Genomic DNA, 19,952 nt, shown 5'->3' on the forward strand with positions numbered 1-19,952 from the left:
CCGCACCTCGACATCCAGGAGTGTCCATGTCTGCCCTGCGCCTCGCCGTCATCGTCGGAAGCAACCGCGAAGGCCGTTTCGGCCCGACCGTGGCCGACTGGTTCGCCGAACAGGCCGCACAGTTCGAGGGGATCGACGTCGACGTCATCGACGTGGCCACGATCCCGCTGCCCACCGTCATCGACTTCGGGGCCGCACCGGACCCCCACGTGAGCGCACTCGGCGAACGCCTGGCGGCGGCCGACGCCTACGTCGTCGTCACGCCCGAGTACAACCACAGCTTCCCCGCGCCGCTGAAGAACCTGATCGACCTGTACCGCTCCGAGTGGCAGGCCAAACCGGTCGGCTTCGTCTCCTACGGCGGCATGGGTGGCGGCCTGCGCGCCGTCGAACAGCTGCGCCTCGTCTTCGCCGAACTGCACGCGACGACCGTGCGCGACTCCGTCAGCTTCCACAACGCGTGGAACCACTTCGACGAGTCCGGCGCCCCGCTCGACGAGGGCTGCAACGCCGCCGCCAAGGGCATGCTCGGCCAGCTGAGCTGGTGGGCCCGCGCGCTGCGGAACGCGCGCGCCGTCGACCCGTACGAAGCGTGACGAGGCGGAGGCCGAGAAACAGTGAAGAACAAACTGACCCTGGCCGTCGTACTGCTCGGCTATCTCACGCTGCCGATGTCGATGTCCGGGGCGACCGTCGCGTTGCCCCGCATCGGCACATCGCTCGAGGCCTCGGGAACCGTCCTGCAATGGGTGGTGACGGGCTACTTCCTGACCGCGTCGTCGTTCATGCTCGTCGCCGGGTCGACCGCCGATCTGTTCGGCAAGCGCCGGATCTACCGCATCGGAGCGGTGACCTACGCGCTCGGCAATCTCGTCGCGGCTCTCACGCCGGGCATCGTGCTGCTCGACGTGGCCCGCACGATCACCGGGGTCGGTGCCGCCGGCGTGATGGCGGGCGGCGGCGCGATCCTGGCGTCGACGTTCACCGGCAGCGAGCGCACCAAGGCCTTCGCCGCGATGGGGACCATCGCGGGCGTGGGCATGGCGATCGGCCCGACGCTGGCCGGCTGGCTGGTCGGCACACTCGGCTGGCGCGCCACATTCGGCGCCTTCGCCGTCGCGGGCGTACTGCTGCTGGCAGGCACGCTCGCGATGGCCGAGTACCGCGCTGCACAGCGCACGCGCGTGGACTGGGCGGGCGCGGTGACGTTCATCGCCGGGATCGCCTCGGTCATGTTCGCCATCACCCAGAGTTCCCGCGTCGGGTGGACGAGCCCGCTGGTACTCGGACTGTTCACGAGCGGCGCGGCGCTGCTCACGGCGTTCGTCGTCGTCGAACGGCGCAACGCGCATCCGGTGCTGGACCTGACGCTGTTGCGGAACCGGCGTTTCGTCGGCTGGCTGCTCGCCGGTGTGGTGATGGTGCTGGGCTTCGGCGGGATGCTCTCGTACCTGCCGACCTACCTCCAGGGTGCCGTCGGGATGTCGGCACGGGACTCCGGATTGATCACGATGATGTCGACGGTCCCGACACTGTTCCTGCCCGTACTCACCGGACGGCTGGTCAACCGGGGCGTGCCGCCACGGCTGCTGATCACCACGGGACTGCTGCTGATCTCGGCGGGCAACGCCTGGCTCACCCGGCTGCACCCCGGGATCACCGGCTGGGAACTGCTCGGCCCGCTGCTGACGATCGGTATCGGGATCGGTCTGGCCACCGGTCTCATCGACGCCCAGGCCATGAACCAGGTCGAACAGTCACGCACCGGCATGGCCGCCGGACTGCTCAACACCGTCAGGGGCGGGACTCAGACCCTGGTCATGGCGCTGTTCGGCTCGGTGCTCATCACGCTGCTGAGCGGCACGGTCGGGGACGACGCCGGCGCCGTCGCCACGGGCACGCTCACGAACGGGGAGCACGCCCTGTACCTGACCGACGCCTGGCACGCCATCCTCTGGGCCGTCGCGGCCCTGACCGCACTCGGCGCGGTGGCGGTCAGCACGCTGCTGGCCCCTGTCCGCCAGCTCACCGGGAACGCACCGGCGACGCCGGTGGCGACGTGACCGGCAGGTGCCGGGCTCCGCAGCCACACCGGTCGCGCATCGACGTCGTGGCGACATCCCGGGTGCAACACGCGCGCGAGGATGCCACCGCTCGTCGAGGGGCGGCGCCGGGTGATGGGCGCGGAACACGGGGGAGTCGGCGCTTCCCTTGGTGCGAGGAGCGCCGTCTCAGTCGCGTTCCCGCAGCCGCGACGGCCACCAGATGCGCCCGCCGATGTCGATGGCCAGGGCCGGGACGAGGAGCGACCGCACGATCAGGGCGTCGAGCAGAACGCCGAACGCGACGATGAACGCGATCTGCGCGAGGAAGAGGATCGGCAGCACCGCCAGGGCCGCGAAAGTGGCGGCCAGTACGACCCCGGCGGAGGTGATGACACCACCGGTGACCGTCAGGCCGCGCTGGACACCGGCCCTGGTGCCCCGCCGGAGCGTTTCCTCCCGGACTCTGGTCATGAGGAAGATGTTGTAGTCGATGCCGAGCGCGACGAGGAACACGAACCCGAACAGCGGCACGACGGGATCGGCACCGGGAAAGTCCAGTATGTGGTTGAACACGAGAGCGGAAACGCCCATGGTCGCGGCGAACGACAGCACGACCGTCGCGATCAGCAGCAGCGGCGCCAGCAGTGAGCGCAGCAGCAGCGCGAGCACCGCGAAGATCACCACCAGCACTATGGGCACGATCAGAGTGCGATCGCGCTCCGAGATGTTCTGCGTGTCGAGGAGGGTCGCGGTGCCTCCGCCGACCTTCGCATCGGCGGACGGCACCGCGTGCACGGCGTTGCGCAGTCGCTCCACGGTGGCGACGGCCGATTCCGAGTCGGCCGGATCGGAGAGGGTCGCCTCGATACGGGTCAATCCGCCTTCCGTCCGGGGCTTGCCGTTCGGGCCGGTCGTGATCGAGACCTCGGAAACGCCGTCGACCTGTGCCGCGGCTGCCACGTCGGCCACCCGGTCCGCGTCGCTGATGATCACGGCCGGGCTGCCCGAACCCGCGACGAAATGTTCGCTCAGGACCTCCTGGCCGGCGACCGAGTCCACCTCGTTCAGGAAGACGTCGGACTCGGCGGTGCCGGAAGCGCGCAGCTGCGGGAGGAATGCCGCTCCCACAAGCAGCACCACAGTGGTGGCCACCCAGATCAGCCGTGGTGACGAGCCCACCCGGGCCGCGATCCGCCGCCAGAAGCCGCTCTCCTCGGGATGGGGTGAGCCCAGTTTCGGCCGGTACGGCCAGAACGCCGACCGGCCGAACACGGCGAGCACGGCCGGCAGGAACGTCGTTGCCGCGACCAGAGCGGAGCCGATGCCGATCGCGGCTACCGGGCCGAGGCCCTGGTTGGACCGGAGGTCGCTGAAGAGCAGGCAGAGTACGCCGAGGATCACGGTGCCGGCCGATGCCGCGATCGGCTCGATGGTCGCCTTCCACGCGGCCGCCATCGCGGCCAGGCGGTCGTCCGAGTCCCGCAACTGCTCCCGGTACCGGGAAACCAGCAGCAGCGCGTAGTCGGTCGCGGCACCGAACACCAGGATGAACAGGATGCCCTGGCTCTGCCCGTTGAGGTCGATGACGCCGTGGTCGGTCAGCAGATACACGACCAGACTGGCCAGTCCCAGCGCGAACACACCGGACAGCAGCACCAGGACCGGCAGGAGCGGACTGCGGTAGACCAGGATCAGGATGAGTGCGACGACCGAGCCCGCGACGAGCAGCAGGAGCCCGTCGATGCCCCCGAAGGCTTCTCCCAGGTCGGCGCCGAGCGCCGCGGGCCCGGTGACGAGCACCGTCAGGCCTTCGGGTCGGTCGGAGGCCAGCAGCTCGCGGATCTGCTCGACAGCGGTGTCGGGTGCGACGTCGGCGGCGATCGGCACCACCAGTTGCAGAGCCCGACCGTCGTCGGAGGGGATGGGCGGCGGAAGTTCACCCGGCACGCCGGGTACCTCGGTGAACTCCGCGGACGTCTCGGCGAGGAACCGTCGGTCGGCGCGTGTCACATCGGCGGTTCGTTCGGCGACGACGATGGCGGGCACCGATTCGTCGTCGGTGAACTTGCGCTCGAGTGCTGCGACGTTGGTCGACTCGGCCGTCTCGGGCAGGAACGCGGCGTTGTCGTTCTCGGCGACCTCACTCAGTTTGCCCGCGAACGGTCCGCCCACTCCGCCAACGATGAGCCAGATGATGATCAACAGTGCGGGGGTCAACCATCGCAGGATGCGACGGCGCCGCACTCTGCCATCGGCTTCATCATGGCCATCAGGTCTCATCGTGAGGCTCCCGGTCACCGTGCCCGCAGGGTATTTCGATCGTCAAACTACATTGCCTGAACAGCGGCGGCAGCGAGGAGGTAGCGCATGGTGGACGGGGAAACCGCAAGTGGCCTGTCGGATCCCGAGGATCCGGACGCCGTGCTGATTCGTCTGTTGCGCCAGCTGAACGTGGAGACCGATCGGTTCGCGGAGATGTTCGGTGAGGCACACGGGTTGTACCGGACGGACCTCAACGCTCTCGTGGTGATCATGGACGCTGTCCGCGGGGGCGATTCGATCTCGCCCGGAGAGCTGGCCAGGGCGCTGCAGCTGAGCGCTTCCGCGACCACCGCGGTGCTCGACCGCCTGGAGACCGCTGGGCACGCCCGGCGACGCCGGAGTGCGAACGACGGCAGGCGGATCGAACTCCAGCTGCCGGAGACGACGTGGCGACTCGGGGACGAGCTGTTCCGGCCACTCGGCGCGGAGCTGGAGCGAGCCTGGTCGTCGTTCGACGTCGACGAACGCGACACGATCGTCCGGTTCCTGACGGCCAGCATCCGCGCGACCACGACTGTCCGAACACGACTGCAGGAGGACGTCGAATGATGCCGGACGAGCCAGCGGAAGCGCCCGTGTGGAAGTGTCGCTCGCTTGCCGGCGCACAGTCGTCGGGGGAGGCAGGACACGTCGGCCCTGCGTCCCCCGACCCCTGTGCATCGATCACTGCTTCCCGGGCTGCAGCACCTCATCGATGACGAAGACGGTGGCGTTGGCCGTCGGCACGTTGCCGCACAGCACCTTCGCTCCGTTGACCGTCGGAGCGTCGGCAGTGCCGCCGATCTTCACGTCGCCACCCTCGACGCTCTCGACCGAACCCGCCTCCACGAGCCCGGCGGCGTCCATGCGTTCAGGTACGACGTGGAAGGTGAGGGTCTTGGTGAGGTCGTCCTTCTTCTCGGGGTCGTTCAGCAGCGCGTCGAGCTGGTCGGCCGGGATGGCCTCGAACGCGGGGTCGGCGGGTGCGAACACGGTGTAGTTCGCGTCCTGCTTGTTCAGCGTGTCCACCAGACCTGCGGCCTTGACCGCGGCGGTGAGCTTCGTCAGGAGGGGGTTGTTGCTCGCGGCCGTGCCGACCGGATCGTCGACCATGCCCTGCACGGAACCCTCGTCGTTCGGGTCTGTGGGCACCTGGGAGCAGCCGGGTCCGAAGACGTCGTCGGCGGTGGTCATACCGGCGTTCATGCCTCCGTTGCCGGACGAGCTCGGCGGAGCCGACGACGATGCCTGATCCTGGCCACCGCCCTGCTCGCCCTGGTCCGCGGTGTCCTCGGCGCCACCGCACGCGCTCAGCCCGAGTGCGAGTGCGGCGACCGCACCGGTCACCACGACCTGCCGACGGATGGTCCTCATTGGAATCAACTCCTTGTTTCAGTTCCCGAAAATCCCGGGCTCTGATCGGCATTCGAAGCCGCCGCCCGGATCGATTGGTGTCCGAAGTGGAAAAACCAGGAAAATGTTGCTAGGTGGCGGTGCAGAAGATCGAGTGCCAACCCGTCGCACCGTCCGGCACCGTCGGTACCCGACGAGACTGCTGGGTGTAGCCGGAAGCGTCCGTGGCGCGGCACTCGATGTCGTGTCCGCCCGGTGCGAACTCGAGCTCCGCCCGCCACATCCGCCAGGTCTGTTCGTTGACCTCCGTGGAGAGCTCGGCCTGCTGCCACGGGCCACCGTCCACCCGCACCTCGACCCGTTCGACGCCGGTGGGTTGCGCCCATGCGACACCGGCGAGGGTGAACTTCCCGGCGGGGAACTTCTGGAACGGCTGCGGGCGGTCGATTCGGGACTGTGTCTTGATCGGCGCGCGTTCGGCCCAGCCGCGCTGCTCCCAGTAGGTCTGTTTGTCGAATGTCGTCAGCTCCATGTCGACGAGCCATTTGGTCGCCGACAGGTAGCCGTAGAGGCCCGGCGTCACCATTCGCACCGGGAAACCGTGCTCGACGGGCAGCGCTTCGCCGTTCATTCCGTAGGCGAGGAGTGCGCCGCGATCGGCCTCGCGCAGTACATCCAATGGCGTGCCTGCGGTGTAGCCGTCCACACTCGTGCTGAACACCTGCCCGGCGCCGTTTCGGACGCCGACCTCGTCGAGCAGATCCCGAATCGGGACGCCGGTGAACGTCGCGGTCGACACGTAATCGCCACCGATCTGATTGGACACGCATGTCATCGTGATGGTCCGCTGTTCGATCCTTCGAGTGATCAGACCGTCGAAGTCGAGCGTCAGCTCCCGGTCGACCATGCCGTGGATGCGCAGCCGCCAGTCGTCCAGTCGGATCCCGGGCACGGACAGCGCGGTGTCGACCCGGTAGAAATCCTTGTTCGGGGTGATGAACGACGGCGTTCCCTGCGAAGCGAAGTCCGCACCGCGCGGGACGGGCGGATTGGCCGGAACGAGGCGTCCGACCTCGGTGCGGGCCGCATCCACTCCGGATCGGTTCGCGAGCAGCCGCCCGCCGGCCGCGGCTCCGCCGGCGGCCGCCGCGACGCCGGCCACCGCGAGTACGAACGTTCGCCGCGATGCGGCCGTGGCCGCAACCACCGTCGCATCGCCGTCCGGACCTCGGTCCCTGCTTGTTCGCGAATCGGCCGCGCGGCCGGAACCGTGCTCCTCGGAGCCGCTCTCCTCGTCGGCGCCGCTGGGTACGGAGTCCGCTGAACCGGTGCCGGCGTCGCGGTCGGTGTGTTCGCCCGTGGCCTTGTGGCCGCGTGGGCGGATCGGCGCCGCCGAACGCGAAGCGAGCCGGTGGAGCCCCCCGAACGCTCCGATGCCGGACACCAAAGCCGCAACGGCGGGAAGCGTGTCGAGGGCGGTCAGGTCGCGGCGTAACAACGCGGCGATCACCCCGATCGCGCCGAACGCTCCGATCACCGCGAGGCCGGGCGTGGCGGTGCGCCGTGAAAGCACCCCGGCGACCACCGCGAGCAGCAGGATCACCACACCCATACCGCCGAGCAGGACGAGCTTGTCCGAATCGCCGAACTGTCGGATGGCGAACTGCTTCACCGGCTCCGGCGTGAGGTCGATCGCGGTGTTGCCGACGGCGAGGTACGGCGACGCGTTCGGCTGGGTGAGTCCCGACGTCAGATGCCCGATACCGAGGGCGAACGCCACCGCGGAAATGCTCGCGAACATCGCGCGGAGCGCACCGGGCCGGCGAGCGGCCGTTGGAGTTGACATACCGATGATTCGTTTCCGATGCGGCCGACGATTGGTTGCGGGGTCAGCCTTTCTTGGGCGGTAGAGGGAGGAAACCGCTTGTCCGGGAGACGTAGTCGGGGTAGCCGGACCGGGTTTCCCGCAGCCGACGTTCCGTCATCGGCTTTCCGGTGCCGCGGGCGAGCAGCCAGGTCATCAGTACCGGGGAGAGCACCGTCGCGGCACCGGGCGGCTGCTGGGCGGCGATCAGGTACAGCCCCCACCACACGCAGGCGTCGCCGAAGTAGTTCGGATGCCGGGTGTAGCGCCACAGCCCTCGATCGAGCACTCGCCCCTTGTTCGCCGGGTCCGCGGTGAACCTCCGCAGCTGCTCGTCGCCAACCGCTTCGAAGGTCAACCCGACGCACCACACCAGCGCGCCGAGAATGCCGAGCACACCGATCTCGGCCGGCCGTTGCTGTGCGAAGACCACCGGGAGCGAGACGAACCACATCACCCCCGCCTGGGTCAGGTACGTACGGAAGAACATCCGCGCCCCTGGATGCGATCTCGCCCGTGCCGACATCGCCCGGTAACGGTGATCCTCGCCCTGCCCGGCGTTGCGTAGGTGAAGGTGCACCGACAGTCGGATGCCCCAGACGATGACCAGAACCGTCGCCAGCAGCGGACTGCCGGCATCGGTCGGGTCGGCGGCGAAGCCGACGGCTGCGATCACTGCGAATCCGGCGCCCCAGGCGGTATCGATCGTGTCGTAGCGGCCCCGCAACCGTGCGACACCGAAGGTGACCACGACGACGAGCAACGCCACACCGAGTGCGAGCGCTGCGGCGGCCACCAGGTTCATCGGGCCCCTCCCGGATCGCGGTCGTGCCGCCGGTTCCGTCCAGCTCCACGGCGGGCATCCGGTCTACGCCCGGCCTGTACTGCCCGGAGACGACTGCCCCACCCGCCGGACGCCGCGCCCGGGAGACCTCGCCCTCGAGTAGGCGGGCGGCGTCTCCCCGATCGCGATGTCGGCTGTCGCAATGCCCATATCGAGCATTCGGAGCCGGGGTCGTGGCGGATCGCCCGCGTATATGTGCGCGTCGTCACATCGGCAATCGCTTCGCGGAGCGGCTCCGAATGACGGGCATGCACATCGCTGAACCGGAGTCCCGGGCAGCGCCCGACGGCACGGCTCCACCGCCCGGTGTTGCTGCGTCCCCGGCCCACGGTGACCGGTCGTGCGGTCGTGTTCCGTTCCGGACGAGGAACTGGAGGGCGGCATGACCGAACCGACCGTGGCCGTGATCGGTGCCGGGGTGTCCGGGCTGACCGCCGCCTATCTGCTGAGCCGTCGTTACCGAGTAGTGCTGTTCGACGCCGACGATCGGCTCGGCGGCCACGCCCAAACGCACGACGTCGTCGCGGCCGGTGGCAGGGCGATCGCGGTGGACAGCGGATTCATCGTGCACAACGATCGCACCTACCCCAATCTGACGCGCCTGTTCGACGAGCTCGGGGTGTCCACGCAGTGCACGGAGATGTCGATGAGCGTCAGCTGCGTCGAATGCGGACTGACGTATGCCGGCGCGAAGGGTTTCGACGGGCTGTTCGCGGAGCCATCGAACCTGGCTCGCCCGGCTTACCTACGGCTGCTCGCGCAGGTACGCAGGTTCCACCGGAGCGCGAACGAGCTGCTGGACGTGGGCGCTGATGACCACCCGACACTCGGCACCTTCCTCGCCGACGGCCGCTACTCGCGCTACTTCGTCGACCATTTCGCGGTTCCGCTGGTGTCCGCGGTGTGGTCGGCCGGGCCGGACACCAGCCTGCGGTACCCGGCCCGCTACCTGTTCGAGTTCCTGCGCAACCACGGCATGCTGTCGGTCGGCGGGTCGCCCGCCTGGCGCACCGTCGTCGGTGGTTCGCGGAGTTACGTCGATCGCATCGGCAAGCAGCTCCCGGCGGTGCGAGTGGCCACACCGGTGCGCTCGGTGCGGCGGTCCGCGCGCGGAGTCGACGTGCGCGACGGGAGCGATCGGGTACACGAGGTCGCCCACGCGGTGATCGCCACCCATGCCGACGACGCGCTGGCCATGCTCGCGGCACCGACGCCTGCCGAACGGGAGGTGCTCGGTGCGTTCGAGTACTCGCAGAACCAGGCCGTGCTGCACACCGACGCGCGACTGGTGCCGTCGTCCCGGCGTGCGCGGGCGTCGTGGAACTACTGGAAACCTTCGTGTGCGGCGGGGACGGACGAGGTCCGGGTCAGCTATGACATGAACAGGCTGATGCAGCTCGCCGAGCCCGAGGACTACATCGTCACGCTCGGCGATGTCGGGCGGGTCGACCCGCGGACGGTCATCGCCGCACCGACCTATCGACATCCGATCTACACCCGTGATTCCGTCGCCGCGCAGCGCAGACTTCACGAACTCGGCGACGATCGCGTCAGCTTCGCAGGTGCGTACCACGGCTGGGGATTCCACGAGGATGGCTGCGCCTCCGGGGTACGGGTCGCCGAGAACCTCGGTGCGGGATGGGGTTCGCCGTGACCGCGCCCGCGCTCTACGACGCCGTGGTGACGCACACCCGCCATACCGGCCTAGTCCGTTCGTTCCGCCACCACCTCTACGTCTGGCTCGTCGACCTGGACCGGCTGCCGCGGCTGCCGTGGTGGTTGCGCCCGTTCGCCGGCTTCGACGCGCGCGACCACCTCGGAACGAAAGGCGAACCGATCCGCCGCGACCTCGATCGGTGGCTCGCCGCTCACGGCGTGCACCTGGAGGGCGGCCGGGTGCTGATGCTCGCGCACGCCAGGGTGCTGGGTCACGTGTTCAACCCGATCACGGTCTACTGGTGCCATTTCCCCGACGGCGAGCAGGCCTGCGTGGTCGCGGAGGTGCACAACACCTACGGGCAGCGGCATCGCTATTTGCTGTCGCCGGACCCGGACGGCCGCGCCGAGGCGGACAAACAGCTCTACGTGTCACCGTTTCTGCCCGATCACGGCCGCTATCGCATGCGGCTGCCGCGGCCGGGCGAGCGGCTGGCGATTCGGATCGAGCTGGGCGACGCGGGGAAACGGTTGCTCAGCGCCACCATGACCGGGACCCGCAGCCCCGCGACCGAACGTGTACTGGTGAGCATGCTGCTGCGCAGACCGCTTGTGCCGCAACGGGTTTCCACATCGATCCGTCGCCACGGCGTGGCGCTGTGGCTGCGGAGAGTTCCGATCACCCCGCGCCGTCCACGGCGCCGTCAGGAGAACCGATGAGTACCACCGACGCCGGACCCCACAACGCTGGATTCCATGAGGTTTCCTCCGACACGGTTGCCGCGCGACCGATGTCGCCGTGGCAGGACGTTCCCTGTGCACCGCACGCGCCGTTGCGTGCCGCCGCGGCCGGCAGGCTCTTCCGGCACGCGGTCCGCAGGCTGCCGGTCCGCATCGCACTCGCGGGCGGGGAGCGGCTCGGCGCAGGCGGTCCCGCGGCGCCCCTGATGCGCATCGAGCGGCCGACGGAGTTCTTCCATCGCCTCGGAGTGGACGGCAAGATCGGTTTCGGGGAGGCGTATCTCGCCGGGGACTGGTCGAGTCCCGAACTCACCGAGCTGCTGACCCGGTTCGCGGCGCAGTTGCCCAGCCTGGTCCCGGCGCCGTTGCAGGTCCTGCGGCGTTGGGTGGACGCCACGCGGCCGGAGTCCGAGCGCAACACCGTTTCCGGCGCACGCAGCAACATTCACCGCCATTACGATTTGTCCAACGAGTTCTTCGCCGGCTTCCTCGACGAGACGATGACCTACTCGGGTGCACCCCTCGAGCCCGGCGGCGACCTCGAAGCCGCACAGCTGTCAAAACTCGACTCGATGCTCGATCTGGCGGGAGTCCGGGCGGGCACGAGGATGCTGGAGATCGGCACCGGGTGGGGGTCCCTGGCGATGCGCGCTGCGCGCCGCGGTGCCAGGGTCACGACCATCACGTTGTCGGAGCAGCAGCGGAGACTCGCCGTCGAGAGGGTGCGGGCCGCTGGATTGGGCGACGTCGTCGATGTGCAGCTCCGCGACTACCGGGAGGTCGACGGCCGCTACGACGCCGTGGTCAGCATCGAAATGATCGAGGCGGTCGGCTGGGAGTACTGGCCGTCCTACTTCGCCACGCTGGACCGGCTGCTGGCTGACGGCGGCCGGGCGAGCGTCCAGGCGATCACGATGCCGCATGATCGGTTGCTGGCAACTCGCGACTCATACACCTGGATCCACAAGTACGTCTTTCCGGGCGGGCTGCTGCCCTCGGTGCGGGTTGTGGAACGCAATGTCGAGGTGAACACCGGTATGACCCTGGCCGAGCGGCGCTGCTTCGGGCCCGGCTACGCGGAGACCCTGCGGTGCTGGCGGGAGCGGCTCGCCGAGCGGCACGCCGACGTCGCCGAGCTCGAGCTGGGCGAAGCGCTGCCGCGGGTGTGGGAGTTCTACCTCGCATACAGCGAGGCGGGCTTCCGCTCCGGTTACCTCGACGTCTGGCAGTTCGGCCTGCACAAGGCCGCACGTCGCTGAAGAATGTTCGAGCGGCGTGACAGACGTCGCGGAGATGGGAGTTGATCGGTGTGGACGAGGAGCCGCAACGCGCCGAGCGGCCGCCGGGCTGGTCGGCCGACCCGCAGCCGGCCCCGGACGCGCGCGCCCTGCTGGCCGAGGTCGCCAAGGGCGACGAGGCGGCGTTCGACCAGCTCTACGAGGTGATCGCCAGGCCGGTTTTCGGGCTCGTGCGGCGCCTGCTCCGGAACGCCGCGCAGTCCGAGGAGGTCACCCAGGAGGTGCTCGTCGAGGTGTGGCGCACCGCGACGCACTATCGCCCCGACAAGGGCAGTGCGATGACCTGGGTGCTGACCCTCGCACATCGTCGCGCGGTGGACCGGGTGCGATCCGAACAGTCTGCGGCCGACCGCGAGGCCAAGGTGGGTTCCCGGTCCGGTGCCCGGGCATTCGACGAGGTGAGTGAGTCTGTGCTCGGTCGCCTGGAACAGCTCCAGGTGCGCCGGTGTATGTCCACGTTGACCGAACTGCAGCGGGAATCCGTGCTGCTGACCTACTACCGCGGCTACACCTACCGAGAGGCGGCCGAGCTGGTGGGATCGCCGATGGCCACGGTGAAGACCCGCCTACGGGACGCGCTGATCCGCCTGCGCGATTGCCTGGGGGTGGGCTGATGAACAACGACATGTCGAGCCTCACGGGTGCCTACGCGGTGGATGCGCTCACCGGACCGGAACGCGCCGAGTTCGAACACCATCTCGCCGAATGCGAGGAGTGCGCGCAGGAAGTGCGCGAGTTGCGGGAGACCGCGGGCCTGCTCGGCGTCGCCGCCGCCGAGGAACCGCCCGCGCAACTCAAGGGCCGGGTACTGCACGAGATCGCACACACCCGGCAGGAACCGCCGATGGCCGAACCGGTGCCGATCGGCAGGCGGAAACGGCGGGCGGCGTCCCGGTGGGGGACGCGGCTGGCGGTGGCTGCGTCGGTGATCGGGATCGGACTGGCAGCCGTGTTCGGTGTCGCCGCATGGCAGTCGCAACAGGAACTCGACCAGGCACGGGAGCGGATCGAGCAGGCGGGTACGCGTGGTGCCGAGATGGCTCGCGTGCTGCACGCCCCGGACGCCCGGCTCATCCACGCGTCCGAGGGAGGTGCGGTGGCGACCGTGATCGTGTCGGCCGACCTCGGCAAAGCCGTGTTCATGAGCGAGCACATGCCCGCCGCCCCCGAGGACAAGGTGCACCAGCTCTGGGCCATCGACGAGCAGGGAGCGACCTCGATGGGTGTGCTGACCGACGGCGACGTGCCGGTCACGGCGGACATGCCCGGCGGTACCGCGAAGCTCGGTGTGACGACCGAACCCACGGGCGGGTCGCCACAGCCGACCACCGACCCGTTCATGTTGCTGTCCCTGCGCGCCTGAACCGGAAGGGTCTTCCTACGATGCGGACCTCGATCGCGCTGTTCACCCGAGATCTGCGCGTCAGCGACAACCCGATGCTGTATGCCGCTGTGGCCGGGGCCGACAGGGTCGTGCCGTTGTTCGTGCTCGACCCGAAGCTGCCCACGCCGCCGAACCGCGCGGCGTTTCTCCTCCGATGCCTGACCGACCTGGACGATGCGCTTCGGGACCTGGGCGGGGCGCTGATCGTGCGGCACGGCGACCCCGTCACGGAGGTGTCGCGGCTGATCGCCGAGCACGGGGTGTCAGATGTGCACGTCTCGGCGGATGTCAGCGGTTACGCCCAGCGCAGGCAGGGCCGACTGGAGGCGATACCCGGCGTCGGCGTACACGTCCACGAAACGGTCACCACCGCCGCGGCGCCCGGCTCCCTCACGCCCACCGGTGGAGGTGATCACTTCGCCGTCTTCACACCGTATCTGCGGCGGTGGCAGACCGCGGCGAGCCGGATTCCGCTGCCGCCGCCGTCCCGGATCACGATTCCGGAGGTCGAATCGGCGGGATTCCACGACGTCGCGTCCGGGGAAGGGCTGCCCGCTCCGGAGCTCGCCGAGGGCGGGGAGCGAACCGGCCGCGCGTTGCTGTCCGAGTGGGTGGACGGTCCGGTGGCCGGCTATGCCGACGGGCGTGACGACCTGGCGGGCGACCGCACGTCCCGGCTTTCCCCACACCTGCACTTCGGCACGCTCTCGCCGGTGGAGGTGTTGTACCGGGTGGGTCGGGACTCGCAGGGAGCGCGGGAGTTCGGCAGACAGCTCGCCTGGCGGGACTTCCACCACCAGATGTTGGCCGCCCGGCCACGTACCGCGCGTGAGGACTACCGGCCCCGCGGTGACCGGTGGCGTGATGCACCCGAGGAACTGGCCGCGTGGCGGGAAGGCCGCACTGGCTATCCGATCGTCGACGCCGGGATGCGCCAGTTGCTCAGGGAAGGCTGGATGCACAATCGTGCCCGCATGATCACGGCGAGCTTTCTGACCAAGACCCTGTATGTGGACTGGCGGGCAGGAGCACGGCACTTCCAGCAGCATCTGGTCGACGCCGACGTGGCCAACAACCAGCTCAACTGGCAATGGGTAGCGGGCACGGGGGCCGATACCCGCCCGAACCGGGTGCTGAACCCGCTGCGGCAGGCGATTCGGTATGACCCGTCGGGCGACTACGTGCGTCGGTACGTCCCGGAGTTGCATCGCATTCCGGGCGCTGCGGTGCATGAACCGTGGAACCTGCCCGTACCCGAACGCAGGGCGCTGACCTACCCGGACCCGGTCGTCGACCTCGCGGACGGCAGGCAGCGTTTCCTGTCCGCCCGGAACGCCTGAGAGGCGGACGTCCCGCCGGATCGGCGACCACGGCGGGCAGTGTCTGTGCGCAGCCGTCGCGATCTGCGGGGCCGTTGTTGGCCCGGTTCGACCGGGGGTGCCCTCTAGAGTGGTGAGCATGCGGATCGAGGTGCTCGGCCCGGTTCGGCTCGTCACCGACGCGCGAGATCCGGTCGACGTGCCCGAACGTCAGCTGCGGCTGCTGTTGGCGTCGCTCGTCGCTGCGAACGGCGAGCCGGTGTCGGCCGATGCGCTGATCGACCGGCTGTGGAGCGACACGCTCCCGGCGAACCCCAGGAAGGTGCTGCGCGCCAAACTGTCCCGGCTTCGCACCGTGCTGGACGAGGCGAAGCCCGGTGCCCGCGACCTGCTGACGCACCAGGCAGGAGGCTATCGCCTCACGGGCAACTCCGAGATCACCGACGCTGCCCGGTTCAGGGACGCGATCGAACACGCGCGGCGCATGCAGCACTCCCGGCGGCGGGTCGAGGTCCTCACCGAAGCGGTGGGACTGTGGCGCGGTGAGCCGTACGGCGACGTCGCGGAGGAGGTCTGGCTGGCCCCGACGGTCGCGCAGTTGAAGGAGCTCCGGGGCGACGCGGTGGAGATGGTGGTGGAGACCCTGGTTCGGCAGGGTGCGCCGGAGGAGGCGATCAGCTACGCCGGCGGAGTCGCCGATGACTACGCGATGAGGGAAGGCCTGATCGGCGCGTTGATGCTTGCGCTGTATCAGGCCGGGCGGCAGCAGGAGGCGCTGGCGACATTCGAGTCGCTGCGCCATCGCCTCGCAACCGACCTCGGCGTCGATCCGGGGCCGCGTATCCGCGAGCTCCACGGCCGGATTCTGCGACAGGAACCGGCGCTCGAGCGGCAGGAGCCGGAAACGGCCACACCATCCGGTACGCGCCGGTCCAATCTGCCAGCCGAGACAACATCGCTGATCGGACGCCGTCGTGAGGTCGCGCAGACGACGGCGTTGCTGGGGCGGTCCCGATTGGTCACGTTGACCGGCATCGGCGGTGTCGGCAAGACCAGGCTCGCGCTGCACGTGGCCCGGGAGCAGGCGGAACGTTTCGAACGCGGCGTCTGGTTCATCGATCTGACGCAGTTGAGCGCGACGGCCGGGCAGCAGTTCGGCTCGGGCGAGCGCATCGCGGCCCTGGTGGTCGATGCGCTGGAACTTCCCGTCCAGACCACGGACGAGGGCGCGCTCGCGCGACTGCGGGAAGCACTCGGAGCGCGGTCGGCGCTGCTGGTGCTGGACAACTGCGAGCACGTGGCCGACGAGGCCGCGGCCCTCGCCGGCGAGTTGCTGCGCCACGTGCCGGGGGTGCGGCTGCTGGCGACCAGTCGCGAACCGCTCGGCCTGCCGGAGGAACAACGCTACGACGTTCCCGCGTTGAGCACCGAGCCACCCGCAGACGGCGGCGCCAGTACGGCGATGGAGTTGTTCGTCGCCAGGGCCAGGGCTGGTGATCCGACCTTCAGCCTCGACGACGGCGCGTTCGATGCCGTCGCCGAGCTGTGCCGCCGGCTGGACGGGCTGCCCCTGGCGCTGGAACTGGCCGCCGGCCGGATTCGTGGTCTGCCGGTGCCGGAGCTGCTGCATCGCCTCAACGACCGGCTGAACCTGCTGCGCCGCCCAGGGCGAGCGATGCCCCGGCGGCAGCAGACCCTGCGCGGAATGATCGACTGGAGCTGGTCGTTGCTCAGCGGGCCCGAGCAGGTCGTGCTGCGCCGGCTCGCCGTCCATCCGGGAACGGTGAGCCTGGCTGCGGCCGAGGCGATCTGTGCCGACGAACCCGACGAGCAGCTCCTGGAACGGGCGAGCACGGCGGATCTGCTGACCGGGCTCGTCGATCGCAGCATGGTCACCACCGTTCCCGCGGAAACGGGGATGCGTTACGGGCTGTTGGAGTCGATCGCCGCCTACGCCGCGGAGAAGCTCGACGAAGCGGGTGAACGTGCCGCGGTCACCCGCCGTCATCTCCGCTACCACCTCGACCTGGCTCGCGAAGCGGACCGGCATCTGCGCGGTCCGCGGCAACGACGGTGGCTGACCGAGCTCGAGGCCGAACGTCACCAGTTGCGACACGCGTTCGATGCAGCCGTGAACGCGGGCGACGGTGGTAGCGCCGCGGCACTGGCCGTGCGGACCTTCTGGTACCAGTGGATCGCCGGACATCAGTCCAATTTGGAACACGATCTGACCGTGGCGACCGCTCTCCCGGGCCCTAGGGACGACACCCACGCAGCGGCGGCCACGCTCGCGGCGTGCCTGAGCGTCCATCGACAGCCGGGGCAGGAGGCACGCCGTGTCGAAGAGGCTCTCGGGCTCTTCCACGACGATGTCGCCCGTGCGCAGGTGCAGTGGTTCGCCGGTGCGTCACTGCTGGCCGTCGGCGTGCGTGAGGCAGGGGAGAAGCACATCGAGGAGGCCATCGCGATCCTGCACGCTCGTGGGTTCGAGTGGGACGTAGCCGTGGCGGCGAGTCAGCGGGACTGGTTCGCCGTGAGCATGTGGGGTGCCGAGCCGTGGGGTCTGCCGGACGGTCGCGACCCGGAAACGGTGCTGCGCGCAGTCGGCGACGGCTACGGTCTGTCGCAGGTGTTCGGTGTGCAGCACCGCATCGCCGAACTGAACGGCCAGCATGCGCGTGCCGCCGCGGCCGCCGAGCGTGCACTCGACATCTGCCTCGACCTGGACCTGCGGGTCGAGGCTTCCTACTGGTTGAGTGCGACGGCTGTCGCTGCCGTGCACTCCGGCGACGTCACGCTGGCCGAAGAACGCTTGGCAGCGGCGAGGTCGATCTCATCCGACATCGCCGATGCACACGGCCTGCAGTTCGCCGATTTCGCGGAGGCGAACGTCGCACGCTTCACCGGAGATCCGGCGACCGCCCGAATTCTGCTGGATCGCTGGCTGACCGGCGCCGGGCCGACGGCCTCCCACGATTCCGCGACGCACTTCGAACGGGGTTTCCTGGCGGTCCACGAGGGGGACACGGCCCAGGCGGAGGACGCCTTCCACCGCCTGGGCGCGTTGCTGGTTCCCGTTACCGACGTACCTGCGACGGCACGGCTCTTGGAGCTGGGGGCGGCGATACACCTGCTCCGTGACGAGGCAGAGGTGGCCGCGGGACTGCTGGGAGCAGCCGCCGCGCTCCGGACTCGGGTGGGAATCGAGCCCTCGGCCCCGGAACGCGAGGACATCGACCGGGTGCGCGCCGGGGTCCACGAACGACTCCCCGAGCAACGCGCTGCTGCCGCCTTCCGCCGAGGAGAAGCGTGCGAGCCCGCCTCACAGCTGGACGCGGTCATCGGCCCGCTCGTCTCCGCCGGCCGCCCGTGAGGGACGCCTGCCCAAGGCCAGGACGAGTATTGCGCTGATGCCGACGGTGACAGCACCGACAACCGGATCGGGCCTTCGTTCGTGGACAAGACGGTCTCCTCACGTGGTGGGTTCGAGAGCTGCGCTCGTCGACGCGGCGGAAGGGGAGGGCGCCGGGTCGTGTCGCGGACGGTCCGGGTGTGCGGTGTCGTCGGTGCTGGCATCCGGCTCGTCCGGGGCCGTATCCAGCCGTGCCCCGCGCAGGCCGCGGACCACGAGCACGATGGTGGCGATGCCGAGCACCACGGCGGTGCCGTAGGCGGCGACCGTGCCCCAGGACAGTGCGTCATGGGCTGCGGTGAGCAGAGCCTGACCGTCGGCGCCGCCGAGGTCCCCGGCGACGGCGACCGCGCTCCCGGGGTTCTGTGCGGCGGTGTCGAGTTCCGCTCCGGTGAGACCGTCCGCTGCCCCCGCCGTCAGCACCCGGCCGAACACGGCCATGGCCAGACTGCCGATGAACGCCATGCCCAGCGCGCCACCCAGCCCCGCACTGATGTCCTGCACGGCCACGGCCGAGCCGGTGCGCTTGGCCGGCGCGGCGGTGACGATGAGCTGGGCACCGAGCATCATCAGCGGCGTCACTCCCAGCGAGACGACGGTGGTGCCGGTGATGGACAACCAGGTCTGCTGTGTGCCGCCGGCGATCGACCAGATGACGGCCATCGCTCCGACCAGCGCCAGACCCACCCCCGATGCCATCAGGCGTGCCGGTTCGACCCAGCGCGCCAGTATCGGTGTCACAGCGGTACCGAGGACGGCGGCGATCCCCGGAGCGGCCAGCAGCAGGCCGAGCCGGTCGGTCGGCACCCCGGCCACGATCTGCAAGTACTGCAACAGGAGGAAATCCACCGCTACGAAAGCCGCTGAGGACAGTACGAAGGCGATCGCCGTCACGCGAAGTGTGCGGATGGCGAAGAGGCCGAGATCCAGCAACGGGTTGGCGAGGCGCCGTTGTCGGCGGACGAACCATGTGCCGAGCACGAGGCCGACCAGGGTGGCGAGCACGTAGGGCACCGCCGGCCCTCGGTCGGCGATCTCCTGCAGCCCGAACACCACCAGAATGACCGCACCCATGGACAGCACCACGCTGGTCATGTCGATCCGTTCGGCAGTGGTTCGTCCGCCCTTGGGGAACACCCACGGACCTCCCAGCAGGACCACGGCGGCGACCGGCACGTTGATGAGGAACACCGAACCCCACCAGAAGTGCTCGAGCAGCATGCCACCCATCGGCGGGCCGAGTGCGCTGCCCGCCGAGAACGTCCCCATGAGCACCGCGAAGGCGATACCGAAGTGCCGGGAGCCGCCGAACAGCGAACGCAACATCGAGATCGCCGCAGGGGAGGCGGCCGCTGCGGCCAGTCCGATGAGGACTCGCGCGGTCAGCAGCGTCTCGGCGTCGGGTGCGAACGCCGCCAGCGTCGATGCCGTGCCGTAGAGCACGATCGCGAAGAGCAGCAGGGTGCGTGGTCCGATCCGGCCGGTGAGCCAGCCCATCGCGATCACGAAGCCGGCCGCGACGAACTCTCCGATGTGCAGGATCCACAGCGTCTGTGTGGTCGAAGGCAGGAGGTCGGCGGTGACGGCCGGCATGGCCAGGAACATCACGGTGAAGTCCGTGGCCATCATGAACAGGGGCAAGGCGAGCAGGGCCAGGCCGGTCCAAGCCCGCCAGGTAGGGCGTGCCGACGTGGACGTCGTCGTGCTCATCGAGATCAACTCCAGGAGTGCGGCG

General features: G+C 69.4%; 15 protein-coding genes. 10 read left to right on the plus strand and 5 right to left on the minus strand.

Annotated features, from left to right (window positions below; all coding sequences use genetic code 11):
• The first annotated feature begins 26 nt into the window (after window positions 1-26).
• Both FB384_RS13115 and FB384_RS13120 read left to right on the plus strand, forming a co-directional pair.
• Window positions 27-596: an NADPH-dependent FMN reductase gene (locus tag FB384_RS13115; protein ID WP_183783073.1), complete on the plus strand. Its 570-nt coding sequence runs from the start codon at window positions 27-29 to the stop codon at window positions 594-596.
• A 21-nt stretch (window positions 597-617) separates the two neighbouring features.
• A complete protein-coding gene (locus FB384_RS13120; RefSeq protein ID WP_183783074.1) occupies window positions 618-2,063 on the plus strand; it encodes an MFS transporter in 1,446 nt (481 codons plus the stop codon).
• A gap of 168 nt (window positions 2,064-2,231) precedes the next feature.
• Here the strand turns inward: FB384_RS13120 and FB384_RS13125 are convergent, their stop codons facing one another.
• Complete coding sequence (locus FB384_RS13125; RefSeq protein ID WP_183783075.1) at window positions 2,232-4,325, minus strand: MMPL family transporter; 2,094 nt, start codon at window positions 4,323-4,325, stop codon at window positions 2,232-2,234.
• A gap of 87 nt (window positions 4,326-4,412) precedes the next feature.
• Here FB384_RS13125 and FB384_RS13130 point away from each other — a divergent pair, with 87 nt between their 5' ends.
• Entirely contained in the window at window positions 4,413-4,916 is a 504-nt protein-coding gene (locus tag FB384_RS13130; RefSeq protein ID WP_183783076.1) for a MarR family winged helix-turn-helix transcriptional regulator, read from the plus strand.
• A 114-nt stretch (window positions 4,917-5,030) separates the two neighbouring features.
• Here the strand turns inward: FB384_RS13130 and FB384_RS13135 are convergent, their stop codons facing one another.
• The 3 genes from FB384_RS13135 to FB384_RS13145 form a co-directional block, all read right to left on the minus strand.
• Window positions 5,031-5,720, minus strand: a complete 690-nt coding sequence (locus FB384_RS13135; protein ID WP_183783077.1) for a fasciclin domain-containing protein — start codon at window positions 5,718-5,720, stop codon at window positions 5,031-5,033.
• A 109-nt stretch (window positions 5,721-5,829) separates the two neighbouring features.
• Window positions 5,830-7,545 (minus strand): molybdopterin-dependent oxidoreductase, encoded by a 1,716-nt coding sequence (locus FB384_RS13140; RefSeq protein ID WP_228726015.1) that lies wholly within the window; start codon window positions 7,543-7,545, stop codon window positions 5,830-5,832.
• Window positions 7,546-7,588: 43 nt separating this feature from the next.
• Entirely contained in the window at window positions 7,589-8,368 is a 780-nt protein-coding gene (locus FB384_RS13145; RefSeq protein WP_183783078.1) for a DUF1295 domain-containing protein, read from the minus strand.
• Window positions 8,369-8,789: 421 nt separating this feature from the next.
• Here FB384_RS13145 and FB384_RS13150 point away from each other — a divergent pair, with 421 nt between their 5' ends.
• The 7 genes from FB384_RS13150 to FB384_RS13180 all read left to right on the plus strand — a co-directional run bounded on the left by FB384_RS13150 (window position 8,790) and on the right by FB384_RS13180 (window position 18,178).
• The gene (locus tag FB384_RS13150; RefSeq protein ID WP_183783081.1) at window positions 8,790-10,061 is read left to right on the plus strand and encodes an NAD(P)/FAD-dependent oxidoreductase; all 1,272 of its coding nucleotides are present in this window, start codon (window positions 8,790-8,792) and stop codon (window positions 10,059-10,061) included.
• A complete protein-coding gene (locus FB384_RS13155; protein WP_183783083.1) occupies window positions 10,046-10,783 on the plus strand; it encodes a DUF1365 domain-containing protein in 738 nt (245 codons plus the stop codon). Before FB384_RS13150 ends, FB384_RS13155 begins: the two co-directional genes overlap by 16 nt.
• A gap of 71 nt (window positions 10,784-10,854) precedes the next feature.
• Window positions 10,855-12,063, plus strand: coding sequence for an SAM-dependent methyltransferase (locus tag FB384_RS13160; protein ID WP_183785459.1), 1,209 nt, complete (start codon window positions 10,855-10,857; stop codon window positions 12,061-12,063).
• A gap of 50 nt (window positions 12,064-12,113) precedes the next feature.
• Entirely contained in the window at window positions 12,114-12,716 is a 603-nt protein-coding gene (gene sigK, locus FB384_RS13165) for an ECF RNA polymerase sigma factor SigK (RefSeq protein WP_183785461.1), read from the plus strand.
• Window positions 12,716-13,465, plus strand: a complete 750-nt coding sequence (locus FB384_RS13170; RefSeq protein WP_183783085.1) for an anti-sigma factor — start codon at window positions 12,716-12,718, stop codon at window positions 13,463-13,465. Before sigK ends, FB384_RS13170 begins: the two co-directional genes overlap by 1 nt.
• Before the next feature lie 20 nt (window positions 13,466-13,485).
• Window positions 13,486-14,826, plus strand: a complete 1,341-nt coding sequence (locus FB384_RS13175) for a cryptochrome/photolyase family protein (protein WP_183783087.1) — start codon at window positions 13,486-13,488, stop codon at window positions 14,824-14,826.
• A 118-nt stretch (window positions 14,827-14,944) separates the two neighbouring features.
• Complete coding sequence (locus tag FB384_RS13180; RefSeq protein WP_183783088.1) at window positions 14,945-18,178, plus strand: BTAD domain-containing putative transcriptional regulator; 3,234 nt, start codon at window positions 14,945-14,947, stop codon at window positions 18,176-18,178.
• Between the two features lie 99 nt (window positions 18,179-18,277).
• Here the strand turns inward: FB384_RS13180 and FB384_RS13185 are convergent, their stop codons facing one another.
• Entirely contained in the window at window positions 18,278-19,927 is a 1,650-nt protein-coding gene (locus tag FB384_RS13185) for an MFS transporter (RefSeq protein WP_183783090.1), read from the minus strand.
• Window positions 19,928-19,952 lie beyond the last annotated feature (25 nt).

The organism is Prauserella sediminis, assembly GCF_014195435.1.
GTDB classification, from domain to species: domain Bacteria; phylum Actinomycetota; class Actinomycetes; order Mycobacteriales; family Pseudonocardiaceae; genus Prauserella; species Prauserella salsuginis.

Excerpts from the sequence above, each read along its gene's own strand:
- FB384_RS13115 (WP_183783073.1), top strand. The coding sequence starts at position 27 with ATGTCTGCCCTGCGCCTCGCCGTCATCGTCGGAAGCAACCGCGAAGGC.
- FB384_RS13125 (WP_183783075.1), bottom strand. The coding sequence starts at position 4,325 with ATGAGACCTGATGGCCATGATGAAGCCGATGGCAGAGTGCGGCGCCGT.
- FB384_RS13130 (WP_183783076.1), top strand. The coding sequence starts at position 4,413 with ATGGTGGACGGGGAAACCGCAAGTGGCCTGTCGGATCCCGAGGATCCG.
- FB384_RS13135 (WP_183783077.1), bottom strand. The coding sequence starts at position 5,720 with ATGAGGACCATCCGTCGGCAGGTCGTGGTGACCGGTGCGGTCGCCGCA.
- FB384_RS13140 (WP_228726015.1), bottom strand. The coding sequence starts at position 7,545 with ATGTCAACTCCAACGGCCGCTCGCCGGCCCGGTGCGCTCCGCGCGATG.
- FB384_RS13145 (WP_183783078.1), bottom strand. The coding sequence starts at position 8,368 with ATGAACCTGGTGGCCGCCGCAGCGCTCGCACTCGGTGTGGCGTTGCTC.
- FB384_RS13150 (WP_183783081.1), top strand. The coding sequence starts at position 8,790 with ATGACCGAACCGACCGTGGCCGTGATCGGTGCCGGGGTGTCCGGGCTG.
- FB384_RS13155 (WP_183783083.1), top strand. The coding sequence starts at position 10,046 with ATGGGGTTCGCCGTGACCGCGCCCGCGCTCTACGACGCCGTGGTGACG.
- FB384_RS13160 (WP_183785459.1), top strand. The coding sequence starts at position 10,855 with ATGTCGCCGTGGCAGGACGTTCCCTGTGCACCGCACGCGCCGTTGCGT.
- FB384_RS13170 (WP_183783085.1), top strand. The coding sequence starts at position 12,716 with ATGAACAACGACATGTCGAGCCTCACGGGTGCCTACGCGGTGGATGCG.
- FB384_RS13175 (WP_183783087.1), top strand. The coding sequence starts at position 13,486 with ATGCGGACCTCGATCGCGCTGTTCACCCGAGATCTGCGCGTCAGCGAC.
- FB384_RS13180 (WP_183783088.1), top strand. The coding sequence starts at position 14,945 with ATGCGGATCGAGGTGCTCGGCCCGGTTCGGCTCGTCACCGACGCGCGA.
- FB384_RS13185 (WP_183783090.1), bottom strand. The coding sequence starts at position 19,927 with ATGAGCACGACGACGTCCACGTCGGCACGCCCTACCTGGCGGGCTTGG.